We start from the raw sequence: 25885 nt of genomic DNA on the forward strand, positions 1-25885 counted from the left end.
AGAATAATTATCGTTTCAACAAAGACTAACTTCAAGCTATTTTTTTCTATACCTAAAATTATGTATTAATTGACTGATTTTAGGTGTTTTATTTTTGATATTGGCTGGCTCCTATGGGGAAATAGGAGCCAGAATAAAGAAAGGATTCAGGAACGGCTTTCGATGGCATCTGCAAGAATACTGATAAATTGTTCCGTATCTTGCCAGCCAAGGCATGGATCAGTGATGGATTGCCCGTAAGTTAAGGGCTCTCCGTGGATCACTTTTTGTGTTCCTTCAACCAAGAAGCTTTCAGCCATAACACCGGCAATGGCAGTGGAACCAGCTTTAATTTGTTCACTGATATCCCTGGCAATATCCAGTTGACGGCGGTGGATTTTCTGGCAATTAGCATGGCTGCAATCAACAATCAGACGTTCTGGCAAATGCTGTTCGCGTAATTTATGGCAAGTTTCTGCAATATCTTCAGCACCGTAATTCGGTTTTTTCCCGCCACGCATAATAATATGGCCGTAGGGGTTCCCGTTGGTTTGATAAATGGTCATTTGACCATTCTTATCAGGAGACAAGAACATGTGTTTGGCACGTGCGGCGCGTATAGCGTCAATGGCGATGAGTGTATTGCCATCCGTGCCATTTTTAAAACCTACAGGGCATGAGAGGGCGGAGGCCATTTCCCGATGAATCTGGCTTTCGGTGGTTCTGGCTCCAATCGCCCCCCAACTAATTAAATCGGCAATGTATTGACCTGTCACCATGTCCAGAAATTCTGTCGCAGTAGGTACACCCAACTCATTAATATCAATCAATAGCTTACGAGCAAGAGAGATGCCTTTATTGACTTGGCATGAGCCATCTAACATTGGGTCAGAAATCAAACCTTTCCAGCCAACCACGGTTCGCGGCTTCTCGAAATAGGTTCTCATTACAATTTCCAGACTATGCTGGTATTTTTCACGTAAAACGCTCAGGCGGGAAGCGTAGTCAATGGCGGCATCAACATCATGGATAGAGCAGGGGCCAATGATGACAAGCAGGCGTTGGTCATCACCTGCCAAAATTGATTCAATACGCTTACGTGACAATGTCACATTCTGCAGGCTCTTTTCTGATACAGGATATTGTTCAGCAAGTGCTTTAGGTGTGATTAGGCTATCAATGCGGTGCGTTCTTAACTCATCTGTTTTGTACATATACTTTTACTTTCTCGAATTCTACTTCACATTGAAACAGTATCTGGAATGACTGAAATCACAATAACTCAACTTCCAGCAAATTCAACAGACAATTAATGATATTTATGCGAGAAAGTATCGTGAATAATTATTGTGAAATTTATAGGGTTTTCCAATCAGAACATTCGGCGTTTCAACCCCATAATATCAATAATTTTGGTTGAAATTTCTTCGACAGAATAATTGGTCGTATTTAAATAGTTAATTTGATTCTTACGAAATAGAGCTTCCACTTCAGCAATTTCAACCCGGCATTGGCGCAATGAAGCGTAACGGCTATTTTCCCGCCGCTCTTCCCGAATGGCAGCAAGCCTTTCAGGACTGATTGTCAGACCAAATAATTTATTCTGAAAAGACTTTAACGCTGCGGGTAACCGAAGATTATCCATATCATCGGCGGTGAATGGGTAGTTGGCAGCTTGAATACCAAATTGCATGGCAAGATAAAGGCTGGTTGGTGTTTTTCCACAGCGTGATACGCCAAGAATAATCACTTGGGCTTGATCGAGATTGCGTAATGAAACACCGTCATCATGGGCGAGGGCATAATCAATGGCAGCAATGCGGGCGTCATATTGCCCCAGGTTTTTTTTAGATAAACCATGAGTCCGGTGTAATTCCGGCTTTGGCTCCAGACCTATTTCTTGTTGCAGCGGCGCAACCAATGTTTGAACAATATCCTGACAGAAACCATCACTTTGGGTAATAATATTTTTGACTTCATTTGAAATGATGGAATAAAAAACTAATGGCCTGATTTGTGTGTGTTGGTATATCGCGTTTATTTGATCGCGAATTTCCTCTGCCCGCGCTTTGTTGGTGACAAAAGGTAGAGTGTAGGAAGTAACGGCAATTGGAAACTGGGATAAGACAGCATGACCCAATACTTCGGCAGTGATTGCGGTTCCATCAGAAATAAAAAATACGCTGCGCTTCAGCGCATCATCTTCTGATGTTATGGGGGTATAAACTTCCATCATCATCTCTTTTCTTTTATTGTTCGATTTTAACGGTATTTAATCGGATTTTTTAGCATTATCGGCTGAATCGTTTTTAACAAACGCTATCAGAATAACCAGTGTTCTTGATTATATCTATAAAAAAATAATATTGTTGGGTTGATCGATTCACCTTTCCGTCTCTGGCAAAACAATGTGCTAGTCTATTCCTGCTGTTAAAAGCAGCGATAATTTTTCCGATTTGTACCTCTGAATGTAAAAAAAGGATAGTTTCTAATGTCCAATAATGGCCTCACCCTAAGCAACGTGCTCTGGTATAACCAATTAGGTATGAATGACGTTAATCGAGTCGGTGGTAAAAACGCCTCCCTTGGCGAGATGATTACCAATTTAGCTGAACTTGGTGTGTCTGTTCCTAATGGTTTTGCAACAACGGCACAGGCATTTAATGATTTTCTGGAACAAAGTGGCGTGAACCAGCGTATTTATCAGTTGCTGGATGAAACCAATGTTGATGATGTTAATCAATTGGCGAAGGCTGGCGCACAAATCCGCCAGTGGGTGATTGATACGCCATTTACGGCGCAGCTTGAGAAAGATATTCGTGATGCTTATCTGCAATTATCTGAAGGCGAGCCTGAGGCCTCTTTCGCAGTGCGCTCTTCTGCAACAGCAGAAGACATGCCGGATGCCTCTTTTGCCGGACAGCAAGAAACTTTCTTAAATGTGCAGGGCATTGACGCGGTCATGGTTGCTATCAAGCATGTCTTCGCATCATTATTTAATGATCGCGCTATTTCCTACCGTGTGCATCAAGGATATGACCATCGTGGCGTCGCGCTTTCTGCGGGTATACAACGTATGGTGCGTTCAGATTTGGCATCATCAGGCGTGATGTTCACGATTGATACTGAATCTGGTTTTGATCAAGTTGTCTTTATCACATCAGCCTATGGCTTGGGAGAGATGGTTGTACAAGGGGCCGTGAATCCAGATGAGTTTTATGTTCATAAGCCGACATTATTAAACAATAATCCTGCGATAGTGCGCCGTAATCTGGGTTCTAAAAAAATACGCATGGTTTATGCGGATAGCAAAGAACATGGAAAACAAGTACGTACGGAAGATGTTTCAGATGAGCTACGCAATCGTTTCTCTTTAACGGATAGTGAAGTTGAAGCGTTGGCAAGACAGGCTTTATTGATAGAAAAACACTATGGCCGCCCGATGGATATTGAATGGGCGAAAGATGGGCACAATGGCAAGCTATATATTGTACAGGCGCGCCCCGAAACTGTTCGTTCAAATCAGCAGGTCATGGAGCGTTACCAACTCAATGAGCAGGGTAATGTCCTGGTAGAAGGCCGAGCGATCGGGCATCGTATCGGTGTTGGAACAGTGAAGGTAATCCACAATCTCAGCGAAATGGATCGTATCCAGGCCGGTGATGTGCTGGTGACAGACATGACTGATCCTGATTGGGAACCTATCATGAAAAAAGCGGCTGCAATTGTCACGAACCGTGGCGGCCGTACTTGTCATGCCGCCATCATTGCCAGAGAGCTTGGGATCCCGGCTGTAGTTGGTTGCGGCGACGCTACTGAACGTCTGCAAGAAGGCCAGCAGGTGACCGTATCTTGTTCGGAAGGTGATACAGGGTTTGTTTACCAGAATAAATTGGATTTCAGTGTCCAAAGTTCTCAGGTTGATGAATTGCCAAAACTCGATGTCAAGATCATGATGAATGTGGGAAATCCCGATCGTGCATTTGATTTCGCTTGTCTGCCGAATGAAGGAGTAGGTCTGGCTCGTTTGGAATTTATCATTAATCGAATGATTGGTGTTCACCCTCGTGCCTTGCTCGAATTTTCCCAGCAGTCTCCTGAATTGCAAGAGCAGATTACGTCATTGATGGTGGGTTATGATGACCCGGTTGAATTTTATGTCGGCCGTCTGACGGAAGGGATTGCAACGTTAGCGGCAGCATTTTGGCCTAAGCGTGTCATTGTTCGGTTGTCAGATTTCAAATCCAATGAATATGCGAATCTGGTCGGTGGGGATATGTATGAGCCGCACGAGGAAAATCCGATGTTAGGTTTCCGTGGCGCAGGGCGTTATGTTTCTGACAGTTTCCGCCAGTGCTTTGCTCTGGAGTGCGAAGCCGTCAAACGGGTGCGTAATATCATGGGATTAACCAATGTTGAAATCATGATCCCATTTGTACGTACTGTCGCTCAGGCTGAAGCTGTTGTAGCCGAACTGGCATCTCAGGGGTTGAAGCGCGGTGAAAACGGTCTGAAAGTTATCATGATGTGTGAGATCCCATCAAATGCACTTTTGGCCGATCAATTCCTCGCGCATTTTGATGGTTTTTCAATTGGCTCAAATGACATGACACAATTGGCCTTAGGATTAGACCGTGATTCCGGTGTCGTTTCTGAATTGTTCGATGAACGCAATGACGCAGTGAAGCAATTACTTTCCATGGCAATTCAGGCAGCTAAACGTCAGGGAAAATATGTTGGTATCTGCGGTCAAGGTCCTTCGGATCACGAAGACTTTGCTGAGTGGTTAATGAAAGAAGGAATTGACAGTTTATCGTTGAATCCTGATACCGTAGTGAAAACTTGGATTTCTTTGGCTGGGAATAACTAACGGAATATAACTCTAATAAAAGCCTGTTAAAATATTTGCAGGCTTTTATATTTTGTATAATAGAATACTTTTTAACAGGGATGCTTAATTACAGAAAACTAAGGCAGGAAAAAACAAAGGTAGAAAAATTCCAAAAAAAAAAGCCTATCATGGGCTGACAGGCAAAGACTACACACAGCAATATATGTATTACTTGGTACACACAGCCTATGGCGTTATAGGCTGTGATAGCAATTCACTGGGAAACATTCGTTTCGATGAAAGGAATATTAATTTAATAAGAGAGTTTATTCTTTAAGAATCCTCTTAATAAATAGAGTCAGGAAAAAGAAATTTTAAGAAAACGACTTTTTTGCAGCAATTTTCAAGAGCGAGTTATTTTTGAGAAGAAATGAATTTATTTTTCCAATAAGAAACAAGAAATGCATTCACTTATTTTATAATTGCGCAAGAAAATAATATTCTCGCGCAGCTATTTGGTTATTTTACATTCTTTTTACTAAAATGTTTTTCGGGGGTGAGTGTAATTTTCTCAGGCTTGGGAACTTCATTCATCCATGCCAGCAGTAAGCTGTAGGAAACTGCCAGAACAACTGGGCCAATAAATAATCCGATAACGCCCAGTGAAAGTATGCCACCGATAACACCTGTGAGAATCAGAATCATGGGCAGGTCAGCACCGAGACGGATCAGGAAAGGCCGCAGCACACCATCCATTGTGGTCAGAATTACACTCCAGACAACCAAAATGGTTCCCCAAGTTGTATCCCCTGTCCAGTAAAGCCAAGCGATAGAGGGAATGAGAACCAACAGAGGCCCAAGTTGGGCAACACAGCAAACAAACATCAGTACTGTCAGTAGCATTGGGTAAGGAATGCCGGCGATGGCCAACCCGACACCGCCAGCAATGGCCTGTACCAGTGCCGTGACAACAATGCCAAGGGCCACAGCACGGATGGATTTCGCTGCCAGCAATACTACGGCATCACCACGTTTATCAGCCAATCGGACAGCAAAATGGCGGATGCTCAACATAACCTGTTCGCCTTTCCAATAGAGCAAGACACTGAATACGACCATCAGTGCTAAATGGAAAAGGAAACGACCTGCATTGACGGCTTGAGTAAGAAACCATGTCGTCGCTTTGCCAATATAAGGCGGGATTTTATTGAGGAGTATGTTACTGCCATCAGCAATCAGGGCTTGCCATTTAAGATATAGATCTTCACCAACGACAGGAACACGGTTTAACCATTCCAGGTGTGGTAATTGAATTGCAGAAGGGGACTTTGCCCATGCAATCAAAGGAGCACTGTTTTCTACCAAACTACCGACCAATAACGCTATAGGAATAACAAATAGTAAGACTAATAATAAAGTCATAATGGTGACAGCTATCCACCGTCTTCCCCATAAGCGTTGCTGTAATTTTTCTAATAGTGGCCAAGTGGCAATGACAACCATTCCTGCCCAAATAAAGCCAAAAATAAAGGGGCTTAAGACCCAAAAACTGGTCGTGATGAGCAATAAAATGAAAAATAATGCAAATAATAGTTTGGGCAAGTCTAGGTGTGATTGCGATTTTTCCATGAAATAATTTCTCGTTTAAATTAAATACACTGTTGGCAGTACCAATGGTAATTAACTATACGTTATTTCCCCAATGGCTCAAAATTGATAAATATGTGATATGGTTTAAAGCCTGCCTGCTCGGAAAGTTGTCTGAGTAACATTATCGAAGATAGTATATAAATAAAGCAATGTGGATACTAATTACAAAAGGGGCAACCTGCCAATGATCCCACGTATATCCCAAGCCCCCCATGTCAGTGAACTGACGCAGGATTATTTGACTGCACTGAAAGAAGCTGGTTTTACTGGAGACACCGCCAGCAGCTATGCCGATAGGCTGACGATGTCAACAGATAACAGTATTTATCAACTATTGCCACAGGCGATTGTGTTTCCTCGTTCCAGCGCTGATGTCGCACTGCTGGCAAGGGTTGCCGGAGAAACGCGTTTCCATGCCTTGAATTTTACTCCACGTGGTGGGGGAACAGGTACAAATGGGCAATCACTCAATAATGGCATTGTGGTGGATATGTCCCGCTACATGAAGCGTATTCTGGAGATCAACCCAGAACAGGGATGGGTTAAGGTTGAAGCGGGTGTTATCAAAGATCAACTCAATCAATATCTAAAACCTTATGGTTATTTCTTCTCTCCTGAACTCTCGACCAGCAATCGTGCCACTCTGGGAGGGATGATCAATACAGATGCTTCCGGTCAGGGTTCTCTGGTTTATGGTAAAACCTCCGATCATGTACTGGGTGTGCGGGCTGTTTTATTGGGCGGGGAAATGTTTGATACCCGCTCGATGGACACAGCATTAGCGGAATCGATTGCCAAAGAAGATACAACGATAGGGCGTGTCTATAAAACGGTATTGGAACGATGCCGTGAACAACGAAAATTAATTATTGAGAAATTCCCTAAGCTCAATCGATTCCTGACCGGGTACGATTTGCGTCATGTGTTTAGCGATGATATGCAATCATTCGATCTGACCAGGATTTTAACCGGCTCTGAAGGCACTTTGGCTTTTATTACGGAAGCGACTTTGGATATTACGCCGCTGCCAAAAGTCAGGAGGCTGGTGAATGTCAAATATGATTCCTTTGATTCAGCTTTACGCAATGCCTCTTTTATGGTGGAAGCCAAGGCACTTTCGGTAGAGACGGTGGATTCTAAGGTTCTCAATCTGGCACGCGAAGATATTATTTGGCATTCAGTGAAAGAATTAATTACGGATGTGCCCGATAAGGATATGCAAGGGTTGAATATTGTCGAATTCAGCGGCAATGATGTACAGCAAATTGATCAGCAGGTACAGCATCTTTGTTTGCGTCTTGATGAATTGATGGAAAAAAATGAAGCGGGGATCATTGGCTATCAAACATGCCATGATTTGGCGGACATTGAACGCATTTATGCCATGCGGAAAAAATCTGTTGGATTACTTGGCAACAGTAAAGGAGCCGCCAAACCTATCCCGTTTGTTGAAGATACCTGTGTTCCGCCACAACACCTTGCCGATTATATAGCGGAGTTCCGCCAGCTCTTGGATAGCTATCAACTTGATTACGGTATGTTTGGGCATGTTGATGCGGGTGTTTTGCATGTACGTCCGGCACTGGATATGTGCGATCCTCAGCAAGAAATTCTGATGAAACAGATTTCTGATGAAATTGTCCGTCTAACAGCCAAATATGGTGGTTTGTTATGGGGTGAACATGGCAAGGGTTTCAGGGCGGAATACAGTTCGGCGTTTTTTGGCGATATTCTCTATAATGAGTTGCGTCGAATAAAAACAGCATTTGATCCCCTTAATCGGTTGAATCCGGGGAAAATCTGTCCACCCATTGGAATTGATGCCCCGATGATGAGAGTCGATGACATCAAGCGTGGAACTTACGATCGCACAATTCCTGTGAATGTAAGAAAAACATTTCGCGGCGCGATGGAATGCAACGGGAATGGCTTGTGCTTCAATTTTGATGTCAAAAGCCCAATGTGCCCATCCATGAAAATCAGCCAACACCGTATTCATTCACCCAAAGGGCGGGCAACTCTTGTCCGGGAATGGCTGCGGCTTCTAACAGAGCAGGGGGTTGAGCCAAAATTATTGGAGTCAGGGCTGGAACAGGAACGCCCCAGCTTGCGAGGGTTGATTGAAAAAACACGCTATAGCTGGCGGGCATGGAAAGGAGAATATGATTTTTCACATGAAGTGAAAGAAGCCATGTCGGGTTGTTTGGCTTGTAAGGCTTGTTCAACCCAATGTCCAATCAAGATTGACGTACCTTCATTCCGTGCACGTTTTCTGGCACTTTATCACAGCCGTTATATGCGTCCATTGCACGATCATATAGTTGCAAATGTTGAACACAGCACACCATTAATGGCAAAGGCTCCGCGGGTATTTAACTTTTTCCTAAAACAGCCGTGGGTGCAAAAAATTAGCCAGGGCACGATTGGCATGGTTGATTTGCCATTGCTTTCTTATCCAACATTGCAACAACAGCTTGTAGGCCACTATGCCGCAAGGACAACGCTGGAGCAGTTGGAAACTTTGCCATCATCCCAGCGCGATCAGCATGTCTTGATTGTGCAAGATCCTTTCACAAGTTACCACGACGCGAAGGTAGTCAGTGATTTTGTGCAGTTAGCTGAAAAATTGGGATATAAGCCGGTTTTACTGCCATTTTCGCCCAATGGGAAAGCCCAGCATGTTAAAGGTTTCCTGAATCGGTTTGCCAAAACAGCCAATAAAACGGCTGAGTTTCTCAATCGGGTTTCGCGGCTGGATATTCCGATGGTCGGTGTTGATCCTGCTTTGGTGCTGTGCTACCGAGATGAATATAAAGAGGCGCTTGGCGAACGGAGGGGGAATTTTAACGTTCAGTTGGTACACGAGTGGCTAATGGATATTTTGCAGGACAAATTTCCCCAAGGAAAACATGCTGATTCAACATCCAGCCATGATTGGTATTTATTGGGGCACTGTACTGAAGTAACGTCACTGCCTAACAGTGGCAAACAATGGGCTGATATTTTTCGTTATTTCGGCCATCAGTTAAACAATATTAATGTGGGATGCTGCGGCATGGCCGGTACATATGGTCATGAAAAGAAAAATCTGAAAAATTCACTCGGCATCTACAAACTTTCATGGGCTCCGGCGTTAGACAATCTCTCTGTGGATAATTGTCTGAGTACGGGATATTCATGCCGCAGTCAGGTGAAACGCATAGAAGGAAAATCAATTAAACACCCATTGCAAGCCTTATTGGAGATAGTGCCGTGATTTGGAAACGTAAGATAGATGTGGATTCACTTAATGGAATGAATCGTAAAAGTATGGTAACGCATGTAGGGATAGAGTTTACCCAGATTGGCGATGATTTTATTGAAGCAACAATGCCTGTTGATGAGCGGACTAAACAACCGTTTGGCATTTTGCATGGTGGGGCATCTGTAGTCTTGGCTGAAACACTTGGTTCGTTTGCTGGGTATCTTTGTTCCGAAGGTGAGCAGAAAGTGGTAGGGGTTGAAATCAATGCTAACCATCTGAAATCTGTCCGTGAAGGTACGGTTAGAGGCCTCTGTAAGCCTATTCATCTTGGCCGCTCACATCAGGTTTGGCAGATTGATATCTATAATGAACAACAACAATTATGCTGCACATCCCGTCTGACAACGGCTATATTATCTTAGTGTTATCCGATTAAGCCGTCTCATTATGTTTTTGTTCCTGCCTTTGGATGGCAGGAACAAACTGGCACCGTTTCCCGCGAATAAGATAGAATAGTCCCGCAAAATAGTCTATTAGTTAACCACAGACATTCAAGTATAATTTCAGGAAGCATGTATGAAGCGATTTTTAACTATTGTCGGCATGTGCTTGATTGGCATGTTATCTTTAAGTGGATTGGCTAATATCGCCCATGCTATCGAGTATCCATTACCACCTGCCAATAGCCGTCTTGTTGGTGAAAACAGTACCTATACTGTGTCCGATGACAACGTCCCGTTGGAATTTATAGCAGCGAAGCACCAGATAGGCTTATTGGCAATGTTGGAAGCCAACCCTGGGGTGGATCCCTATTTACCGAAAACTGGCACTGAGCTGATTATTCCATCACAAATGTTACTTCCAGATGCACCGCGTCAGGGAATTGTCATCAATCTGGCTGAACTTAGGCTCTATTATTATCCTAAAGAGACAAACCATGTCATCGTATATCCTATTGGCATAGGGCAACTTGGGCGTAATACGCCAACGATGACAACATCGGTCAGTCAGTTAATCAAGCATCCAACATGGACTCCGACTGCCAATATTCGCAAAGATTATGCCAGTCGGGGAATTACTCTGCCTACGGTTGTACCCGCTGGGCCAGATAACCCAATGGGAGACTTTGCGTTACGTTTGGCTGCCGGACATGGCGAATATCTGATCCACGGTACAAATGCAAATTTCGGCATTGGCATGCGTGTCAGTTCAGGTTGTATTCGTTTGCGGCCTGATGACATTGAAGATTTGTTCCGTACAGTGCCAAAAGGAACGCGTGTGCAGATCATCAATGAACCGGTAAAATATGCCGTGGAGCCGGATGGCAAACGTTATGTGGAAGTGCATCAGCCACTGTCGAAGACTGAGTCAGATGATCCACAGTTGATGCCAATTACGCGTTCTACGGGGTTGGTTGAGTTTATTGATAACCCTGCCACAGACGAATTTATCGTCGATCAGGCGATTAATCGTCGCTCAGGCATGCCAGTAGAGGTAAATAAAGGCCAAGCTCCAGCCAATCAGAAAGAATTGAACGCTTCAGCACCTGTTAAAACAGGATCTGCTGAAAATAGCGAAGAAGCCACTTCTGAGATTAAGCCAGCAGAAGTGCCGTCATTGCATCAGCCAGAGCCAATCTATCAACCGAACATTTAGCGGTTGTGAGGAAGAACGGGAAACAGTCATTTTTGCTGGAGAACCGGGAGAGATAAATAAAAATGGCGTACAGTGAGTACGCCATTTTTTTATTAGTACAAGCTTATTTCTTGTATGAACGGACTTGGTTATTAAGGCGTTGATTTGCACGAGCTGCTTCGTCTTTAGCTGATTGTACATCAGAACGGATAGAACTGAGGTCATTGCTCAGCTGGTCAACTTTAGAACCCAGAGTTTGAACCTGAGAAGCGAGCTGTTCAACTTTAGTCGCGCTCGAACAACCAGCTAACAGAGTAGAAGCCAGAATTACTGCACCAAATACAACTTTAGTACGATTCATTACAATACCCTCTAGATTAAGTTAATCTCCAAGTAGCTTTCTAAGTATTACACAAACTATTTTAGAAAGAGAATAAATTTTTGCTACAAAAAAAATTTTACCGTTCTATATCTCAGAATAATCCAATAAATTTTGGATAGTGATAATAAAATAGAGATTTTTAGTTTATTTAAAAATTGAGAAAACAATCTAATGTAATCGCCTATATCTCACCAAATTTATTGCAAAAATGACACATAATAGAAAATATAAGAACTTCAAATTTTCTTCTGTTTTATGGATGTTAATATTATGTCACGATTAACGTGCCGCCTAAGATTAGGCAGCACGTTATTTATGATTTCAAAAAATGAATAACAAAGAATTAAAGCACGTGAACAGAAGAGGTATTTGTTGTGCCGCTTGGTACCAGCGCACCGGATACCATTACGACGACTTCACCTTTATGCGCCATACCACTTGCCAGAGCGGCTTCTTTACCAATACGGTAAAAATCATCAGTAGAAGCAATTTCTTTGACGATCTGAGTAGAAACACCTTTAACCAACAACAATTGGCGAGCGGTGATTTCATTTGTGGTCAGAGCCAGAATTGGTGCGTTAGGGAAATATTTACGGATAGATCTTGCAGACTTGCCGCCATAGGTTGCCACAACAATCAATGGGGCTTCCAGTTTTTCTGCGATTTCAACAGCACCACGGCTGACCGCTTCGGTAACACGCAATTTCTGGGTTTTAGTACTTTCAATCCGGCTATTCATAACGCGATCTGTACGTTCACAGATAGTTGCCATGATAGAAACCGCTTCAATAGGATATTTCCCTTTAGCACTTTCACCAGAAAGCATAACCGCATCTGTGCCATCCAAAATGGCATTGGCAACATCGCCGGCTTCAGCGCGGGTAGGGCGTGGGTTTTTAATCATGGAATCCAGCATTTGAGTTGCAGTAATCACAACCTTACGTGCCGCATTACATTTTTCGATCATCATTTTCTGTGCGAAGATAACTTCTTCTACAGGAATTTCGACACCCAGATCACCACGGGCAACCATGATACCGTCTGATGATTCGAGAATTTCATCGAAGTTATTCAAACCTTCCTGGTTTTCAATTTTAGAGATAATTTGGATATGCTCGCCGCCGTGTGCTTTAAGGTGCTCACGGATTTCCAGTACATCGGCACGTTTACGGATGAAAGATGCAGCGATGAAGTCTACGCCTTGTTCGCAACCGAAAATCAGATCTTGTTTATCTTTCTCTGCCAGTGCAGGGAGGTTGATGGAAACATTTGGCAGGTTAACACCTTTATTTTCGCCCAAGTCTCCATTGTTCAATACTTCGCAGATGACTTCAGTTTCAGTGACTTGTTTAACTTTCATGGCGATCAGGCCATCATCAACAAGGACAGTGTTACCTGGAGTCAGATCAGCCGGTAATCCAGCATAAGTCACGGCCACACGTTCTTGATTGCCGATGACAGATTTATCTGTTGTAAAAGTGAAAGTCTGGCCTGCAGTAAGGGATACATCATTGCCGCCTTCCAGTTTCATGGTGCGGATTTCAGGGCCTTTAGTATCCAGTAGGATTGCTGCTTTTTTGCCAGTTTTCGCTGTGACTGCGCGAATATTTTTAATACGCTGACCATGCTCTTCGTAGTCACCGTGAGAAAAATTCAGGCGCATTACGTTCATGCCTGCATTGAGCAGCTCCGTCAATTTCTCTTCGGATTCTGTTTTTGGCCCGATAGTACAAACAATTTTGGTTTTTTTCATGACAATCTATCTACTGGTTTTAATGGATTAAAAGAGTGAATCGCCAACCATTGACATTTATGCCAACAATCGCCTGGTATTGTAAGTTGCGCAACATAATGGAAAAGGATGGCAGAACGCGTCAAATGGTTTTTTAGCGTACAGCCAAACATGCGCAGGTATGCGGACTGGAAGCAATTAATTATCTGTGGTTTTTTCTGAGTTCGGTAAATCAATTGGCTGAAACCATTCAACTTATGATAGGGACGTATTATAGAGACTAATTTCTGTGAAATGAATCAAAAAAATGGTTCTTGAAAAGATTTATACGAGGAAAAGGGACAATAGTTCAGTTCATGTTAAAGAAATCAGAGAGTTGTTGCGCAAACAGAAAGTAGTTGAATTTTTAGTAAAAAATTGGGTTAGAGAACATTTAGTTTAAGGAGATGAGCAGAGAATAGAAACAGTGGCAATGAGAAAACAAGTAAGCAGAAAAAAATAAGAATAAGAGCAGATGTGAATAATATATGGTGCGTCCGAGTGGACTCGAACCACCGACCCCCACCATGTCAAGGTGGTGCTCTAACCAACTGAGCTACGGACGCACATAAAAATTTTGGTTTCAGTCTGAAATTTGGTGCGTCCGAGTGGACTCGAACCACCGACCCCCACCATGTCAAGGTGGTGCTCTAACCAACTGAGCTACGGACGCAATCTAAATTTCTGTGGCTGACAACGGGGACGAATATTAACGGGCACTGCGCATTCTGGCAAGGGAAAAAGTGCAAATTCTTGTTCAACTGCTCGCATTTACATCTTTTAGAACGAATTTACAGCTTTTTCCCTTATTGTTGATAATTTGATGTACTAAATTAACAACAACTGAATTAATGAGAGGAACGATTCAAAACAAACTGAACAGGTTGTTTTTGCGTCCACATAATTCGATAACCCATCATAAATGCTGCTGAAGTTAGACCAATGATGAATCCAATCCAGAATCCCCGCGGCCCCATTGGTTCCGTGACATAATCAGTCAGCGCCAGAATATAGCCACTGGTCAGCCCGAAAAGCCAATAAGAAATCAAGGTGATAAAGAAAATAGAACGAGTATCTTTATAGCCGCGCAATACACCTGATCCGATAACCTGAATAGCATCAGAGAGCTGATAAATTGCTGCAAACAACATTAAGTGAGAGGCAAGAATGACAACTTCTGTATTGTCGTTGTACATAAATGCGATTTTTTCGCGGAACAATACCGTAAAAGTTGCAGTCATGCAGGCAATAATCAAGCCAACGATCAAGCTGGTATAAGCCGCAATTCTAGCACCTTCGGTTGACCCTTTACCCAGGTTATAGCCAACACGGATAGTTGCAGCTATTCCCAATGAAAGAGGGAACATAAACATCATTGAGCTGAAATTGAGGGCTATTTGATGACCCGCAACGGCAACGACGCCAAGCGGAGAAACTAATAATGAAACAACCGCAAACAGGGTAACTTCAAAGAACATCGCAAGGGCGATAGGTAAGCCAAGAAATATAATCCGTTTTTGGGTATACCACTTAGGCGCCGAAAAATTGTTGAATGTTTGGATGTCTTTTTGGCTGGGGGAACATTTGACATAAGCCAAAAGCAGCAAGAACATAACCCAATAAACAGTTGCTGTTGCAACACCACAACCGACGCCACCTAACTCCGGCGCACCGAATTTGCCATAAATGAAAATGTAGTTAACGGGAATATTAACCAATAACCCGGCAATACCGATGACCATTCCTGGTTTAGTTTTCGACAACCCTTCACATTGACTGCGCAACACTTGGAAAAACAAGTAGCCGGGCGCACCCCACATAATGGCGTGAATAAATTCTGTCGCCTTTTGGGCCAAAACAGGATCAATATTATGTTGTGCTTCGATAATGAATCGGCTGTTATACAATATCGCAATAACAAAGATAGAAAGGAAAGTTGCCAGCCAAAAACCTTGCTGAATTTGTCCGGAGACTTTTTTTCTTTGGCCGGAGCCATTCATATGCGCAACTATCGGAGTTAAGGCGAGCAATACACCTTGACCGAACAGGATAGTCGGTAGCCAGATCGATGTGCCTACGGCAACAGCTGACATTTCAATAGCACCGGCTTTACCGGCCATGACTGTATCGACGACCCCCATTGCAGTTTGTGAAAACTGAGCAATGATGACGGGGATCCCCAAAGCGAGCAAACTACGCGCTTCATTTAAATATTTCTGCACGTACTACACCTTTATTTAATTGATAATTAATTGAAAAAACAAGTAATACTTTTGCGAGCAAACGATAGTCGTCGAAATGTATCTCTTATGAGCAAAGGCATTGTATAGGACTCATTTTTATTAATCCAATTGTAGTACGATGCTTATACTCAATAATTGAGGCTTTAACTATTCCTATCCTCATCTACAGTGGTGTTCAAAAGTAATGTAGTGATTATGTGGCATAGTGTTAAAAGTAATGCTGTTTAAAATGATAGCGTTTAAAGTGATAGTGTTTAAAAAAAATGGGTGGGTTAAACTAACTTGCTATGTGAAATGATTAAAGAGGTTCGCATGTTTACAGGTATTGTTCAGGGAAAAGCGCCGATAGTTGCCATTGATGAAAAAACACACTTTCGGATCCATACTGTTAAATTTCCGGCTGAATTATTATCCGGAATTGAAACGGGGGCTTCTGTTTCCCATAATGGTTGCTGTCTGACAGTGACTAAAATTGATGGTGATTTAGTCAGTTTTGATCTCATGAAAGAAACACTGCGGTTAACTAACCTTGGTGAACTTGAAATTGGCGATCTCGTCAATTTGGAAAGGGCAGCCAAATTTGGTGACGAAATTGGCGGACATTTGATGTCTGGTCATATCATTACAACCGCTGAAATTGCAAAGATATTTACTTCTGAAAATAATCATGAAATTTGGTTTCGAGTTCACGATAAGCAGTTGATGAAGTATATCCTGCATAAAGGATTTATAGGCATTGATGGGATCAGCCTGACAATTGGCGATGTTGTAAACAATCGCTTTTGTGTGCATTTAATACCAGAAACGTTAGAACGTACAACGCTGGGTAAAAAGCGCCTTGAGGAAAAAGTCAATATTGAGATCGATCCACAAACTCAGGCAGTTGTAGATACCGTTGAACGAGTTATGGCACAAAAAGAACAAACAAAATTGTTGATTCAAGCGGAAGAACAATAAGAATTTTATTGAATTGCCGTGAATTCAAATCGTCTTGAATTGTAGTAATACAGAATTCAGTAATAAGGGTTGTAATAGCAGTGATGTTGTAGCTATATCATCCCAAAATATAAAAGCTACAGAAACTGTTCTTCTGTAGCTTTTGAGATTTATCCAAGCAAAGTTTCCTACCTAGGAACTCTTAACCCTTTCTCAATACCTCGCGGGCTGAAAATAATCTGCCACAGTTGAATATCTCTGGCACGAAATGCGCCTGCACAGGCATTCAGATAATAACTGAACATGCGTTTAAAACGTGGGCTGTAGTTATCTTCAATTTCATGCCAACTGGCAATAAATCGCTCATACCATGCCATGAGTGTCCGATCATAATCTGCGCCAAAGTTGTGCCAATCTTCCATCACAAATTTTCCAGTACTTGCCTTGGCTATCTTTGATATTGATGGCAAACAACCATTTGGGAAAATATATTTTGTGATCCAAGCATCAGCGCCTAATTTATCACGATTGGAACCAATGGTATGGAGAAGGAATATTCCATCAGGCTTCAGATTTTTTTTCACAATATCAAAATAGTTGGCATAATTTTTGGGGCCAACGTGCTCAAACATGCCGACGGAAACAATGCGATCGAACTGGAGATTTAAATTCCGGTAATCTTCAAGGATAATTTTTACATCCAGATCTTTACAACGCTCTTGGGCAAATTTCTGCTGTTCTGCGGAAATAGTTACACCAGTAACAGAGACGCCGTAGTTTTTCGCAGCATAAGCGGCCAAGCCACCCCATCCACAGCCAATATCCAATAATGTCATACCGGGGGAAAGTTGTAATTTTTCACAAATCAGACGAAGCTTGTGAGTTTGAGCCTCTTCGAGCGTGTCAGAATCTTTCCAGTAACCGCAGGAATATTGCATATAAGGATCAAGCATGCGAGTAAAAAGATCATTGCCTAAATCATAGTGTTCTTCACCTACAATCCAGGCTCTTTTAGGAGACTGTAAATTAAATATGCGAGAAGCAATTATCCTTAAAATATCTTTAGCATTTTTAGGAATACGATGCTCTAAACCAGCCCGCAATATTTTATGAAAGAAAATATCAAGGCGTTCACATTCCCACCAGCCATCCATATAACTTTCACCTAGCCCCAGAGAACCTTCTTTTAATACCCGCTTATAAAAATCAGGGTTTTTTATGCGTATATCGAAAGGGCGTTTGCCGTTGATTTCAATATCAGCTTCCTGAAGTAATTCCTGGGCAATTCGATGCCAAGAGTCAGTTGTTGTGTTTTTACCTTCAACGAAAGATGAACTCATATACTCTCCAACATTTGTGTGGTGGAATTTTGAGGTATCACTTTTTAGCTGATTTTTATTATGGTAAAGCTATGCAAATTTATTTGGAAATAATGAGAAAACTATAAAAAACCGCGTACGGCATTTTCGTCCTGAAATGAAAGGGAGCTTCACTGCCCTGAAAAACCTCAATTTCCAAGTTTTTTAGAATAATGAATCGGTATGAGTATATGAGTGAAACAACATTTAAACAATCGACAAAAGGTCACACATCAGTGTGACCTTTATATAATAATGTTCTTAGATATTATTTTTTAAAAAATAGCATTATTTGCTTAATAACTTTTTTTGGCTTTTCGCTTTTGTAACCAATAACCAAACGTCATCGGCACAATAGTGGAAACCATAACGGTGGTTGTCGATAAGAGAGGATTATTCATAAAAATAGAAACAACCATGCTGGCGAAAAAGCATAAACCCAGTTGCAGAGCATTTTGCAATGCGGCTGCTTTACCGCTGCTCTTTGGATAAACAGAAAGCGCGTTTGCTACAGCAATTGGATAGGATGCGCCGTTCATTGCCGCCATGACACAGAACGGGATCAAAATAGCCATAAATGAAGGTTCGTCTAAAACGGAAAGCAAATAAATAATGAACATGCTCACCGAATAACCGACCAATAGAATTGGAAATACCGTTTCGCTTTTCACTTTTTCCAGCAGGATGCGGCAACCATATCCACCAATCATAAATGCCAGAGTTTGGGGAATATAACTCAATCCGATGTCGGTAGGGTTATAGCCCATATTTTCCAGAATGATTGGCGACCCTGTCAGCCAGGCAAAAAAGCCAGCACTACAAGCAGCATAAATCAATACGTTACCGCTAAAAACAGGTGAACGAAGCAACGTGAAGAAAGAAATGGATTTCTGATTGACATTGGCTTCAGTGCTTTTATCTTCCTTTTTTAAGAAAAATGTTGGTATCAACAATAAAAGTGTCACAATCATTAAAACGAGAAAAATAATTTTCCAGCCAGCGTGCGACAATAACCAAGCGCCTAACAACGGTGCCAGAGCAGGGGAAAGGGCAACTAAAGGCATGATCATTGCAAAAACACGTTTAGCGCGCTCTGCATCGAATCTGTCAATAACCAGCGCCTGCCAAGAAACAGCAGCAGAACAGACACCTACCGCCTGAATAAATCTCAATACAAGTAATTGTGTCGCGTCAGTTATCCAAAGCATGCCTAAACAGCTAATGGAAAACAGAGATAATCCGATAATAAGTACAGGCTTTCTTCCTATGCGATCTGACAATTGCCCCCACAAGAGTTGGGCAAAGGCAAAACCTGCAAGAAAAATACTGAGGCTTGCACTAATGGCATTTTCTGAGGTATCCAAATCTACTTTCATTGCCCCAAAAGCAGGCAGATACATATCGATAGCCAAATAACCGAGCATGCTCAGGCCAGCGAGATAAAACATAAATGGAATTGAATTTTTATTTGTTGGCATGGTGTTCGTAACTTGATGTGGTAATTGATAAAAGAATACCTGACTTATTCTATATGGCATGATTTTTACTTGTGAAACGGTAATATTTGCACCATGCTGTGAAAAAAATTGAAAGGAAGATATATGTGGTCTGAATATTCTCTGGAAGTTATTGATGCTGTTGCCAGAACAGGAAGTTTCAGTGCGGCAGCATCAGAATTGCATCGCGTACCTTCTGCTGTAAGCTACACAGTGAAACAACTTGAAGAATGGCTGGCAGTGCCTCTATTTGAGCGACGTCATCGTGATGTGGACTTGACCGAAGCGGGAGCCATTTTTGTCAAAGAAGCCCGCTCTGTTATCAAAAAAATGCATCACACCCGGCATCAATGCCAGCAAGTCGCCAATGGCTGGCGGGGACAATTTAGCATCGCAGTTGACAGGGTAGTAAAACCTGAGAGAACCCTCCGGCTTATCCTTGATTTTTATCGACATTTTCCCGATATCGAGTTGTTTATTTATCCCGAGGTTTTCAATGGCGTGTGGGATGCACTGGTGAATGAGCGGGTGGATGTTGCGATTGGGGCAACGCGTGCTTCCCCCGTTGGTGAACGATATAACTTCAGAGACATGGGATTTATGCCTTGGTTGTGTGTCGTCAGCCCGGAGCATGAGCTGGCATCAATATCGGGGAAATTAAATGACGATCAACTGCGGCCTTATCCCAGTTTGTGCCTTGAGGATACTTCACGCAGTTTACCTAAAAGAGATACATGGGCGTTGGATAACCAACGGCGGCTGGTTGTTCCTGATTGGGATGCTGGGCTGAATTGCCTGATGGATGGTTTATGTGTTGGAATGGTGCCCAAACATCGTGCATTGCCTCTTATCCGTAAAGGGAAATTGACAGCGCTTGAACTTGAACAACCATTGCCTGATAGCCCATGTTGCTTAGTATGGTCGCAAAAAAGCCATTCACCAGCATTAAGTTGGTTATTTGATTATCTTGGCGATAGTGAAACACTTAATGCTGAATGGTTGCAAGAAAACTAATTGTCAGCGACGGTAATCGATAAACGGCCCATCCGCGACGGAGCGCCGTTCAACAAGGCGCGGGTGGACTTCAATAGTTTGTGCATCTTCACGCTTATTGACGATCCTATCCAGCAGCATAGAGAAAGCCATTTGCCCCAATCGCTCTTTGGGCTGGTGGATGGTTGTCAATGCCGGGGTAAAATAGCGGGCATTTCGGATATTGTCATAACCAATGATGGAAATGTCTTGTGGTACACGCAAGCCTAATTCATCAGCGGCGCAAATTGCCCCCATTGCCATAACATCGCCCCCGCAAAAAACGGCTGTTGGGCGATGTTTCTGGTTTAAAATCTTACACATGGCTTGATAACCGGATTCAGGTTCGAAATCACCTTGCACAATCCACTCATCGCGAATAACAATGTTGGCCTCTTTCAGAGCCTTGAGAAAGCCTTGGTGACGCCCGCCACCGGTATTTCTTGCCAATGGGCCAGGAATGGATGCAATGTCACGGTGCCCACGTTCAATAAGATAGCGTCCAGCCAAATAACCACCATGAAAAGCATTGTCAATGATTGCATCGGTGAAATCCCCTCTGGACTCACCCCAATCCATAACTACCATCGGAATATTGCGATAGTCTTCTAACATGCCTAAAAGCTGTTCAGGATATTCTGAACACATAACCAGCAAACCATCTACGCGCTTTTGTGCCAACATGGCAAGATAAGCTTTTTGTTTATCAAGGTTATTATGGGAATTACATAAAATCAGAGTGTAACCCTTGCTGTAGCAACTATTTTCAACAGATTCTATGATTTCAGCAAAATAAGGGGCTTCGCTGGATGTTGCCAATAGTCCAATGGATTTTGTGTGGTTAACTTTCAAACTACGGGCAACGGCACTGGGGGAATAATTCAGTTCTTTAATAGCAGCCCAAACTGCAGCCTTAGTATCTTCGGCGACGAAACGGGTTTTATTGATAACATGGGATACGGTTGTGGTAGAAACACCAGCGCGTTTGGCCACATCTTTAATCGTTGCCATGATAAAAAGGACTCCTGACCTTATGGTCTAAATTTATATATTCTAACTTTTCAAGTTGCTGATTGATTGGCCGTATCTGTTTGTCGATACGCTTTAACTTGAAATATAGATAATTGTTAATCGTTTACCAACATATTTATATATGAAGTGATGGTTGGCAACAATTTAGCGATAAACATTGAATTTTGTCTGATCTAGCTCAAAAGTGAAAGTGATAATCGATGTTATAAAGAGTACGGATTTAAGATCGAAGTATAATTTATAAACAATGCGGTAAATGACCATCTAAAATTTATGGTGTTGGGTATCTTGCTTTTCACATTGAGGATGTTCTATGGATACAGATTTGAAGTTGGGACTATTGGCTGCCGGTAGCGCATTAATCATGATTGTCTTTCTGGCAAGCCTTTGTCTTATCTAATTGAGAGCTAGGAAATTAATTGACGTATAACACCGTTTGCATTAAGGGTTGGCTTTCTGACATTCATAATCAGAGAATGAAAGAAAACCAACCCTTATTATTTCAAACTGGCATAAGAATCAATCTTATTAAGCCAGGTTTTCTTCAACAAATGCCCAGTTGACCAAAGCCCAGAAATGCTCCAGATATTGTGGGCGAGCATTACGGTAATCGATGTAGTATGCGTGTTCCCAAACATCAACGGTCAGTACTGGTTTATCTTCGCCAGTCAATGGGGTTGCAGCATTAGAAGTGCTAACGATAGCCAAACTTCCGTCAGCTTTTTTGACCAACCATGTCCAACCGGAACCAAAGTTTTTCAGTGCGGCATCAGTAAATTGTTGTTTGAACTCAGCAAAAGAACCGAAGGCATTATTGATGGCATCAGCAACTTTTCCGGTAGGTTCGCCGCCGCCATTTGGTGACAGGCTATGCCAGTAAAAAGTGTGGTTCCAAACCTGTGCAGCATTATTGAAAACACCGCCTTCAGATGTTTTGATGATTTCTTCCAGGGATTTTCCGGCAAATCCAGTATCTTTGATAAGATTGTTCAGGTTTACAACGTAGGCGTTGTGGTGTTTGCCGTAGTGATATTCCAAAGTTTCTGCAGAAATGTGTGGTTCCAGGGCATCTTTGGCATAAGGTAATGCTGGTAATTCAAAAGACATTGCATGCTCCTTTTTAATATCGGGTTTTCAGCTCTGTAGCCATGATTAGTAAGATTAATCATGGCCAGGGCAAATTTAGACTTATTATCTTGTTGCTATTTTGGTAATTATCTTAACAAGTTTTCAGTCAAATGACAGGGAAAAAGATGCTATTTGGCTGAAGTTGGCGTAGATCTAAACTATCCGATGTATTTGATGCAGTTAATGTGATCAGTTGGGATAGAAATATTGAATAATTATTTCCCCCAATTGCCGTTGAGGCACATCATGGCAAGAACTTACCTTAGCAAAAACGTACTGTACTATAGTAAAAATATACTTGGTAAAGCCGTGCCATGACGAAACTTCATGATGAAAATCGGCCCCTGAAAGTTCTCTGTGGAAAAATGAGAGTATAAAGTGGTATTCTAAATCAATCTTTTCTGATGCTGAAAATAGTGCTTGCAGTTTTAAGGAAGCAAAAATGACGACTATTAATACCAATACTAACACCGCTACTGATACAACAACTGAGGCGATCGTTGAGAAAATTGAGCGCCAAATTAAAGAAAACCCAATCCTTCTGTATATGAAAGGTTCTCCGAAATTGCCAAGCTGTGGTTTCTCGGCACAAGCAGTACAGGCTTTGTCTGCTTGTGGTGAACGCTTTGCGTATGTGGATATTTTGCAAAATCCTGACATCCGCGCTGAATTGCCTAAATATGCAAACTGGCCGACTTTTCCTCAACTTTGGGTTGACGGTGAACTGGTAGGTGGCTGCGACATTCTGATTGCAATGTATCAGAATGGTGAATTACAGACTCTGATCAAAGACACTGCTGATAAATATCGTGAGCAGGATGCAGAATAATCTGCTGAAATGATAAGCCAGACCCCATGCCTGTAATAAACATGGGGTCTGATTCTTCAGGAATTGTTTTCTGTGGACGCGTCGGACGGTAATGGCCAACCACCGAGTCGTTTCCAGCGATTAACGAGTTCGCAAAACAGCAGGGCAGTGCGATCAGTATCATAAAGTGCACTATGTGCTTGGGTACTATCAAACGGAATTTCCGCGGTGATACAGGCCTTGGCCAGAATTGTCTGACCAAGAACCAATCCACTGAGTGCAGCGGTATCAAAAGTCGCGAACGGATGGAATGGATTTCGTTTCAAACTAGAGCGTTCAGCGGCGGCCATAACAAAACCGTGATCAAAACTAGCATTATGGGCAACCATAATTGCACGGTTACAATTCGTATCTTTCATACCCTTGCGGATCATTTTGAATATAGCATGCAGAGCAGTGTATTCACTGACCGCACCCCGTAAGGGATTTGTGGGATCAATGCCGGTGAATGCCAGTGCAGCAGGATCAAGGTTGGCTCCTTCAAAAGGGTCAATATGAAAATGCAGCGTATCAGCAGGCATTAACCAACCTTCTTCATCCATCTTTAAAGTAATTGCAGCGATTTCAAGTAAAGCATCTGTACGTGCATTAAACCCGCCGGTTTCGACATCAATGATAACGGGGTAATAGCCACGAAAGCGTCCACTTAGCATGTTTTGATCGTTTTTATTAGACATCTGGTTTTCAGTTCTTAATAACTTCAGGATTTTGTTTTTGACTCTGGAATAGCAGGTATTATGACAAAATTTGCTGCATCTTGCAGGAGTAATGCTTACCTAATTAAAAAGGGCAAGAAAACATGCCCTTTTTAATCTCGTTTGTAGACGGCAAGTTACATGCTGAAATCGATTGGGGATTGAAGAGAATAAATAATCAATTTCCTAATGCGTTACTTGCACTGCTGTTCTCAATGAGTTCTATTTTATAGCCATCAGGATCTTCAACAAATGCAATGACAGTTGTTCCACCTTTGACTGGCCCAGCTTCACGAGTTACTTTTCCACCAGCAAGTTTGATGCGCTCACAAGTTGCTGCGACATCATCAACACCCAAGGCAATATGCCCAAATGCGGTTCCCATTTCGTAATCTTCAACACCCCAATTGTAAGTCAGCTCAATAACTGCGCCTTCACTTTCGTCGCTATAGCCAACAAACGCGAGAGAATATTTATACTCAGGGTTTTCACTGGTACGAAGTAAACGCATACCCATTACTTGAGTATAGAAATCAATCGAGCGTTGTAAGTTGCCAACACGGATCATAGTATGGAGTAAACGCATGATTACCTCTTGATCTTTATTAGTTTTATTGCAAAACATTGCTTATTGTACAGCATGGCTTTATTGCCAATGTAGTCTAAAATATGTACTAACTGCTAAAATTTTACACATTAAGCCTAGCTGCTTACGTCTGATTAACTATAACTTGTCTGGATAAAATAATTCAATTTGTCCTTCCGTTTATTTGATTTCGTTTCGTTATTATTTTGTTTTTAATTGTTATCATGTGGTCATATACTGACCATATAGTGTTTTCCATATGTAAAAGGTTGATGAATCTGGGTGCAGGAGGATCAAATGGCTGAACAATTAGAATTTTTTGCGATTCCAAATCCGTGCCGGGGAATTTGTGAATCTGATTCTCGTGGTTTTTGCCGAGGGTGTTATCGGAGCAGAGAAGAACGGTTTGCCTGGATGAAGTTATCGGATAGTGAAAAAAGAAGAATATTGCGGTTATGTCATCAGAGATATCTAAAAAAATTAAAAATAAAAAGAGAGAATGGAGATATTATTCCGACTCAGTCTGATTTATTTTAATTTTATTCTGAATTGATCAAAAAGTGTCAATTAGGTGAATAATAATTTAGGATTGCCTGAAAAATAAAAAATGTTACCAGTAATAAATGATGTAATACGTGTATTATATTTCTTTAATTTGACTTAAGTTAAGTTTAGATATCGCTATTGCTGACCTATTTCAGTATTTAAGTAAAAATTTCTTATTAAAGAATTATTTATTGTTCGATAAAAGAGCTGTTTTTTTATCTTATTGTTTTATATATTATTTATAATAAAATGGACGTTCTCTGTAAGAGAAAAATGATATTAATGTAAAAATATATAGATTAGTATTTGGATGGCGGTTATTCTTATAGAACTTTAACCGAGTGGAAATGTATATATTTTGAGGGTTTGTATTTTTTTTGTTGATATTTAAAATTAGAATAGTTTAGTTGGAGGATTATTTTATACAGTTTATATCGTTGGTGGATTAATGCGCGAATTTATTCGGTGCGCCA

Annotated in this window: 20 protein-coding genes and 2 tRNA genes; 8 read left to right on the forward strand and 14 right to left on the reverse strand. The window is 41.8% G+C overall.

The window, feature by feature from the left end:
• Positions 1-146: 146 nt before the first annotated feature.
• Both BM100_RS07240 and ppsR read right to left on the reverse strand, forming a co-directional pair.
• On the reverse strand, positions 147-1193 hold the full coding sequence (locus BM100_RS07240) for a 3-deoxy-7-phosphoheptulonate synthase (RefSeq protein WP_092509394.1): 1047 nt from the start codon (positions 1191-1193) through the stop codon (positions 147-149).
• Between the two features lie 158 nt (positions 1194-1351).
• On the reverse strand, positions 1352-2212 hold the full coding sequence (gene ppsR / locus BM100_RS07245; protein ID WP_420855293.1) for a posphoenolpyruvate synthetase regulatory kinase/phosphorylase PpsR: 861 nt from the start codon (positions 2210-2212) through the stop codon (positions 1352-1354).
• A gap of 258 nt (positions 2213-2470) precedes the next feature.
• On the opposite strand from ppsR, the gene ppsA reads away from it, so the two are divergent.
• Positions 2471-4849: a phosphoenolpyruvate synthase gene (ppsA, locus tag BM100_RS07250; RefSeq protein WP_092509396.1), complete on the forward strand. Its 2379-nt coding sequence runs from the start codon at positions 2471-2473 to the stop codon at positions 4847-4849.
• 480 nt (positions 4850-5329) lie between these two features.
• On the opposite strand, the gene ydiK is transcribed toward ppsA, so the two are convergent.
• The gene (gene ydiK, locus BM100_RS07255; protein ID WP_092509398.1) at positions 5330-6439 is read right to left on the reverse strand and encodes an AI-2E family transporter YdiK; all 1110 of its coding nucleotides are present in this window, start codon (positions 6437-6439) and stop codon (positions 5330-5332) included.
• A 205-nt stretch (positions 6440-6644) separates the two neighbouring features.
• Here ydiK and ydiJ point away from each other — a divergent pair, with 205 nt between their 5' ends.
• The 3 genes from ydiJ (at position 6645) to BM100_RS07270 (ending at position 11360) form a co-directional block, all read left to right on the forward strand.
• Positions 6645-9716, forward strand: a complete 3072-nt coding sequence (ydiJ, locus tag BM100_RS07260; protein WP_092509400.1) for a D-2-hydroxyglutarate dehydrogenase YdiJ — start codon at positions 6645-6647, stop codon at positions 9714-9716.
• Positions 9713-10126, forward strand: coding sequence for a 1,4-dihydroxy-2-naphthoyl-CoA hydrolase (gene menI / locus BM100_RS07265; protein WP_092509402.1), 414 nt, complete (start codon positions 9713-9715; stop codon positions 10124-10126). Before ydiJ ends, menI begins: the two co-directional genes overlap by 4 nt.
• A 154-nt stretch (positions 10127-10280) precedes the next feature.
• Positions 10281-11360: a L,D-transpeptidase family protein gene (locus BM100_RS07270; RefSeq protein ID WP_092509404.1), complete on the forward strand. Its 1080-nt coding sequence runs from the start codon at positions 10281-10283 to the stop codon at positions 11358-11360.
• Between the two features lie 103 nt (positions 11361-11463).
• On the opposite strand, the gene BM100_RS07275 is transcribed toward BM100_RS07270, so the two are convergent.
• From BM100_RS07275 to BM100_RS07295, 5 genes are all read right to left on the reverse strand, one after another.
• Entirely contained in the window at positions 11464-11700 is a 237-nt protein-coding gene (locus tag BM100_RS07275) for a major outer membrane lipoprotein (RefSeq protein ID WP_092509406.1), read from the reverse strand.
• Between the two features lie 364 nt (positions 11701-12064).
• On the reverse strand, positions 12065-13474 hold the full coding sequence (gene pykF / locus BM100_RS07280) for a pyruvate kinase PykF (RefSeq protein ID WP_092509408.1): 1410 nt from the start codon (positions 13472-13474) through the stop codon (positions 12065-12067).
• 507 nt (positions 13475-13981) lie between these two features.
• A tRNA-Val gene (locus tag BM100_RS07285) sits at positions 13982-14058 on the reverse strand.
• Between the two features lie 30 nt (positions 14059-14088).
• Positions 14089-14165, reverse strand: a tRNA-Val gene (locus tag BM100_RS07290).
• Between the two features lie 175 nt (positions 14166-14340).
• A complete protein-coding gene (locus BM100_RS07295) occupies positions 14341-15714 on the reverse strand; it encodes an MATE family efflux transporter (protein ID WP_092509410.1) in 1374 nt (457 codons plus the stop codon).
• 333 nt (positions 15715-16047) lie between these two features.
• Here BM100_RS07295 and BM100_RS07300 point away from each other — a divergent pair, with 333 nt between their 5' ends.
• A complete protein-coding gene (locus tag BM100_RS07300; protein ID WP_092509412.1) occupies positions 16048-16692 on the forward strand; it encodes a riboflavin synthase subunit alpha in 645 nt (214 codons plus the stop codon).
• Positions 16693-16859: 167 nt separating this feature from the next.
• Here the strand turns inward: BM100_RS07300 and cfa are convergent, their stop codons facing one another.
• A complete protein-coding gene (gene cfa, locus BM100_RS07305) occupies positions 16860-18011 on the reverse strand; it encodes a cyclopropane fatty acyl phospholipid synthase (RefSeq protein WP_092509414.1) in 1152 nt (383 codons plus the stop codon).
• Positions 18012-18325: 314 nt separating this feature from the next.
• Positions 18326-19507: a purine nucleoside transporter PunC gene (punC, locus tag BM100_RS07310; RefSeq protein ID WP_092509416.1), complete on the reverse strand. Its 1182-nt coding sequence runs from the start codon at positions 19505-19507 to the stop codon at positions 18326-18328.
• Positions 19508-19630: 123 nt separating this feature from the next.
• On the opposite strand from punC, the gene punR reads away from it, so the two are divergent.
• Positions 19631-20539, forward strand: coding sequence for a DNA-binding transcriptional activator PunR (punR, locus tag BM100_RS07315; protein WP_092509418.1), 909 nt, complete (start codon positions 19631-19633; stop codon positions 20537-20539).
• Positions 20540-20542: 3 nt separating this feature from the next.
• Here the strand turns inward: punR and purR are convergent, their stop codons facing one another.
• Together purR and sodB are read right to left on the reverse strand one after the other, a co-directional pair.
• Positions 20543-21568, reverse strand: a complete 1026-nt coding sequence (gene purR / locus BM100_RS07320; RefSeq protein WP_092509420.1) for an HTH-type transcriptional repressor PurR — start codon at positions 21566-21568, stop codon at positions 20543-20545.
• Between the two features lie 549 nt (positions 21569-22117).
• The gene (sodB, locus tag BM100_RS07325) at positions 22118-22696 is read right to left on the reverse strand and encodes a superoxide dismutase [Fe] (protein ID WP_092509422.1); all 579 of its coding nucleotides are present in this window, start codon (positions 22694-22696) and stop codon (positions 22118-22120) included.
• A gap of 463 nt (positions 22697-23159) precedes the next feature.
• Here sodB and BM100_RS07330 point away from each other — a divergent pair, with 463 nt between their 5' ends.
• On the forward strand, positions 23160-23546 hold the full coding sequence (locus BM100_RS07330; RefSeq protein WP_092509424.1) for a Grx4 family monothiol glutaredoxin: 387 nt from the start codon (positions 23160-23162) through the stop codon (positions 23544-23546).
• A gap of 56 nt (positions 23547-23602) precedes the next feature.
• Here the strand turns inward: BM100_RS07330 and rnt are convergent, their stop codons facing one another.
• Positions 23603-24262, reverse strand: coding sequence for a ribonuclease T (gene rnt, locus BM100_RS07335; protein WP_092509426.1), 660 nt, complete (start codon positions 24260-24262; stop codon positions 23603-23605).
• A gap of 196 nt (positions 24263-24458) precedes the next feature.
• Positions 24459-24866 carry a lactoylglutathione lyase gene (gene gloA / locus BM100_RS07340; RefSeq protein WP_092509428.1) on the reverse strand — a complete coding sequence of 136 codons (408 nt, stop codon included), beginning with the start codon at positions 24864-24866 and terminating at the stop codon, positions 24459-24461.
• Positions 24867-25163: 297 nt separating this feature from the next.
• Between gloA and BM100_RS07345 the strand changes: the two genes are divergently transcribed.
• Positions 25164-25403 (forward strand): DUF1289 domain-containing protein, encoded by a 240-nt coding sequence (locus BM100_RS07345; protein ID WP_092509430.1) that lies wholly within the window; start codon positions 25164-25166, stop codon positions 25401-25403.
• Positions 25404-25885 lie beyond the last annotated feature (482 nt).

This window comes from Xenorhabdus mauleonii, assembly GCF_900113945.1.
Lineage (GTDB): Bacteria > Pseudomonadota > Gammaproteobacteria > Enterobacterales > Enterobacteriaceae > Xenorhabdus > Xenorhabdus mauleonii.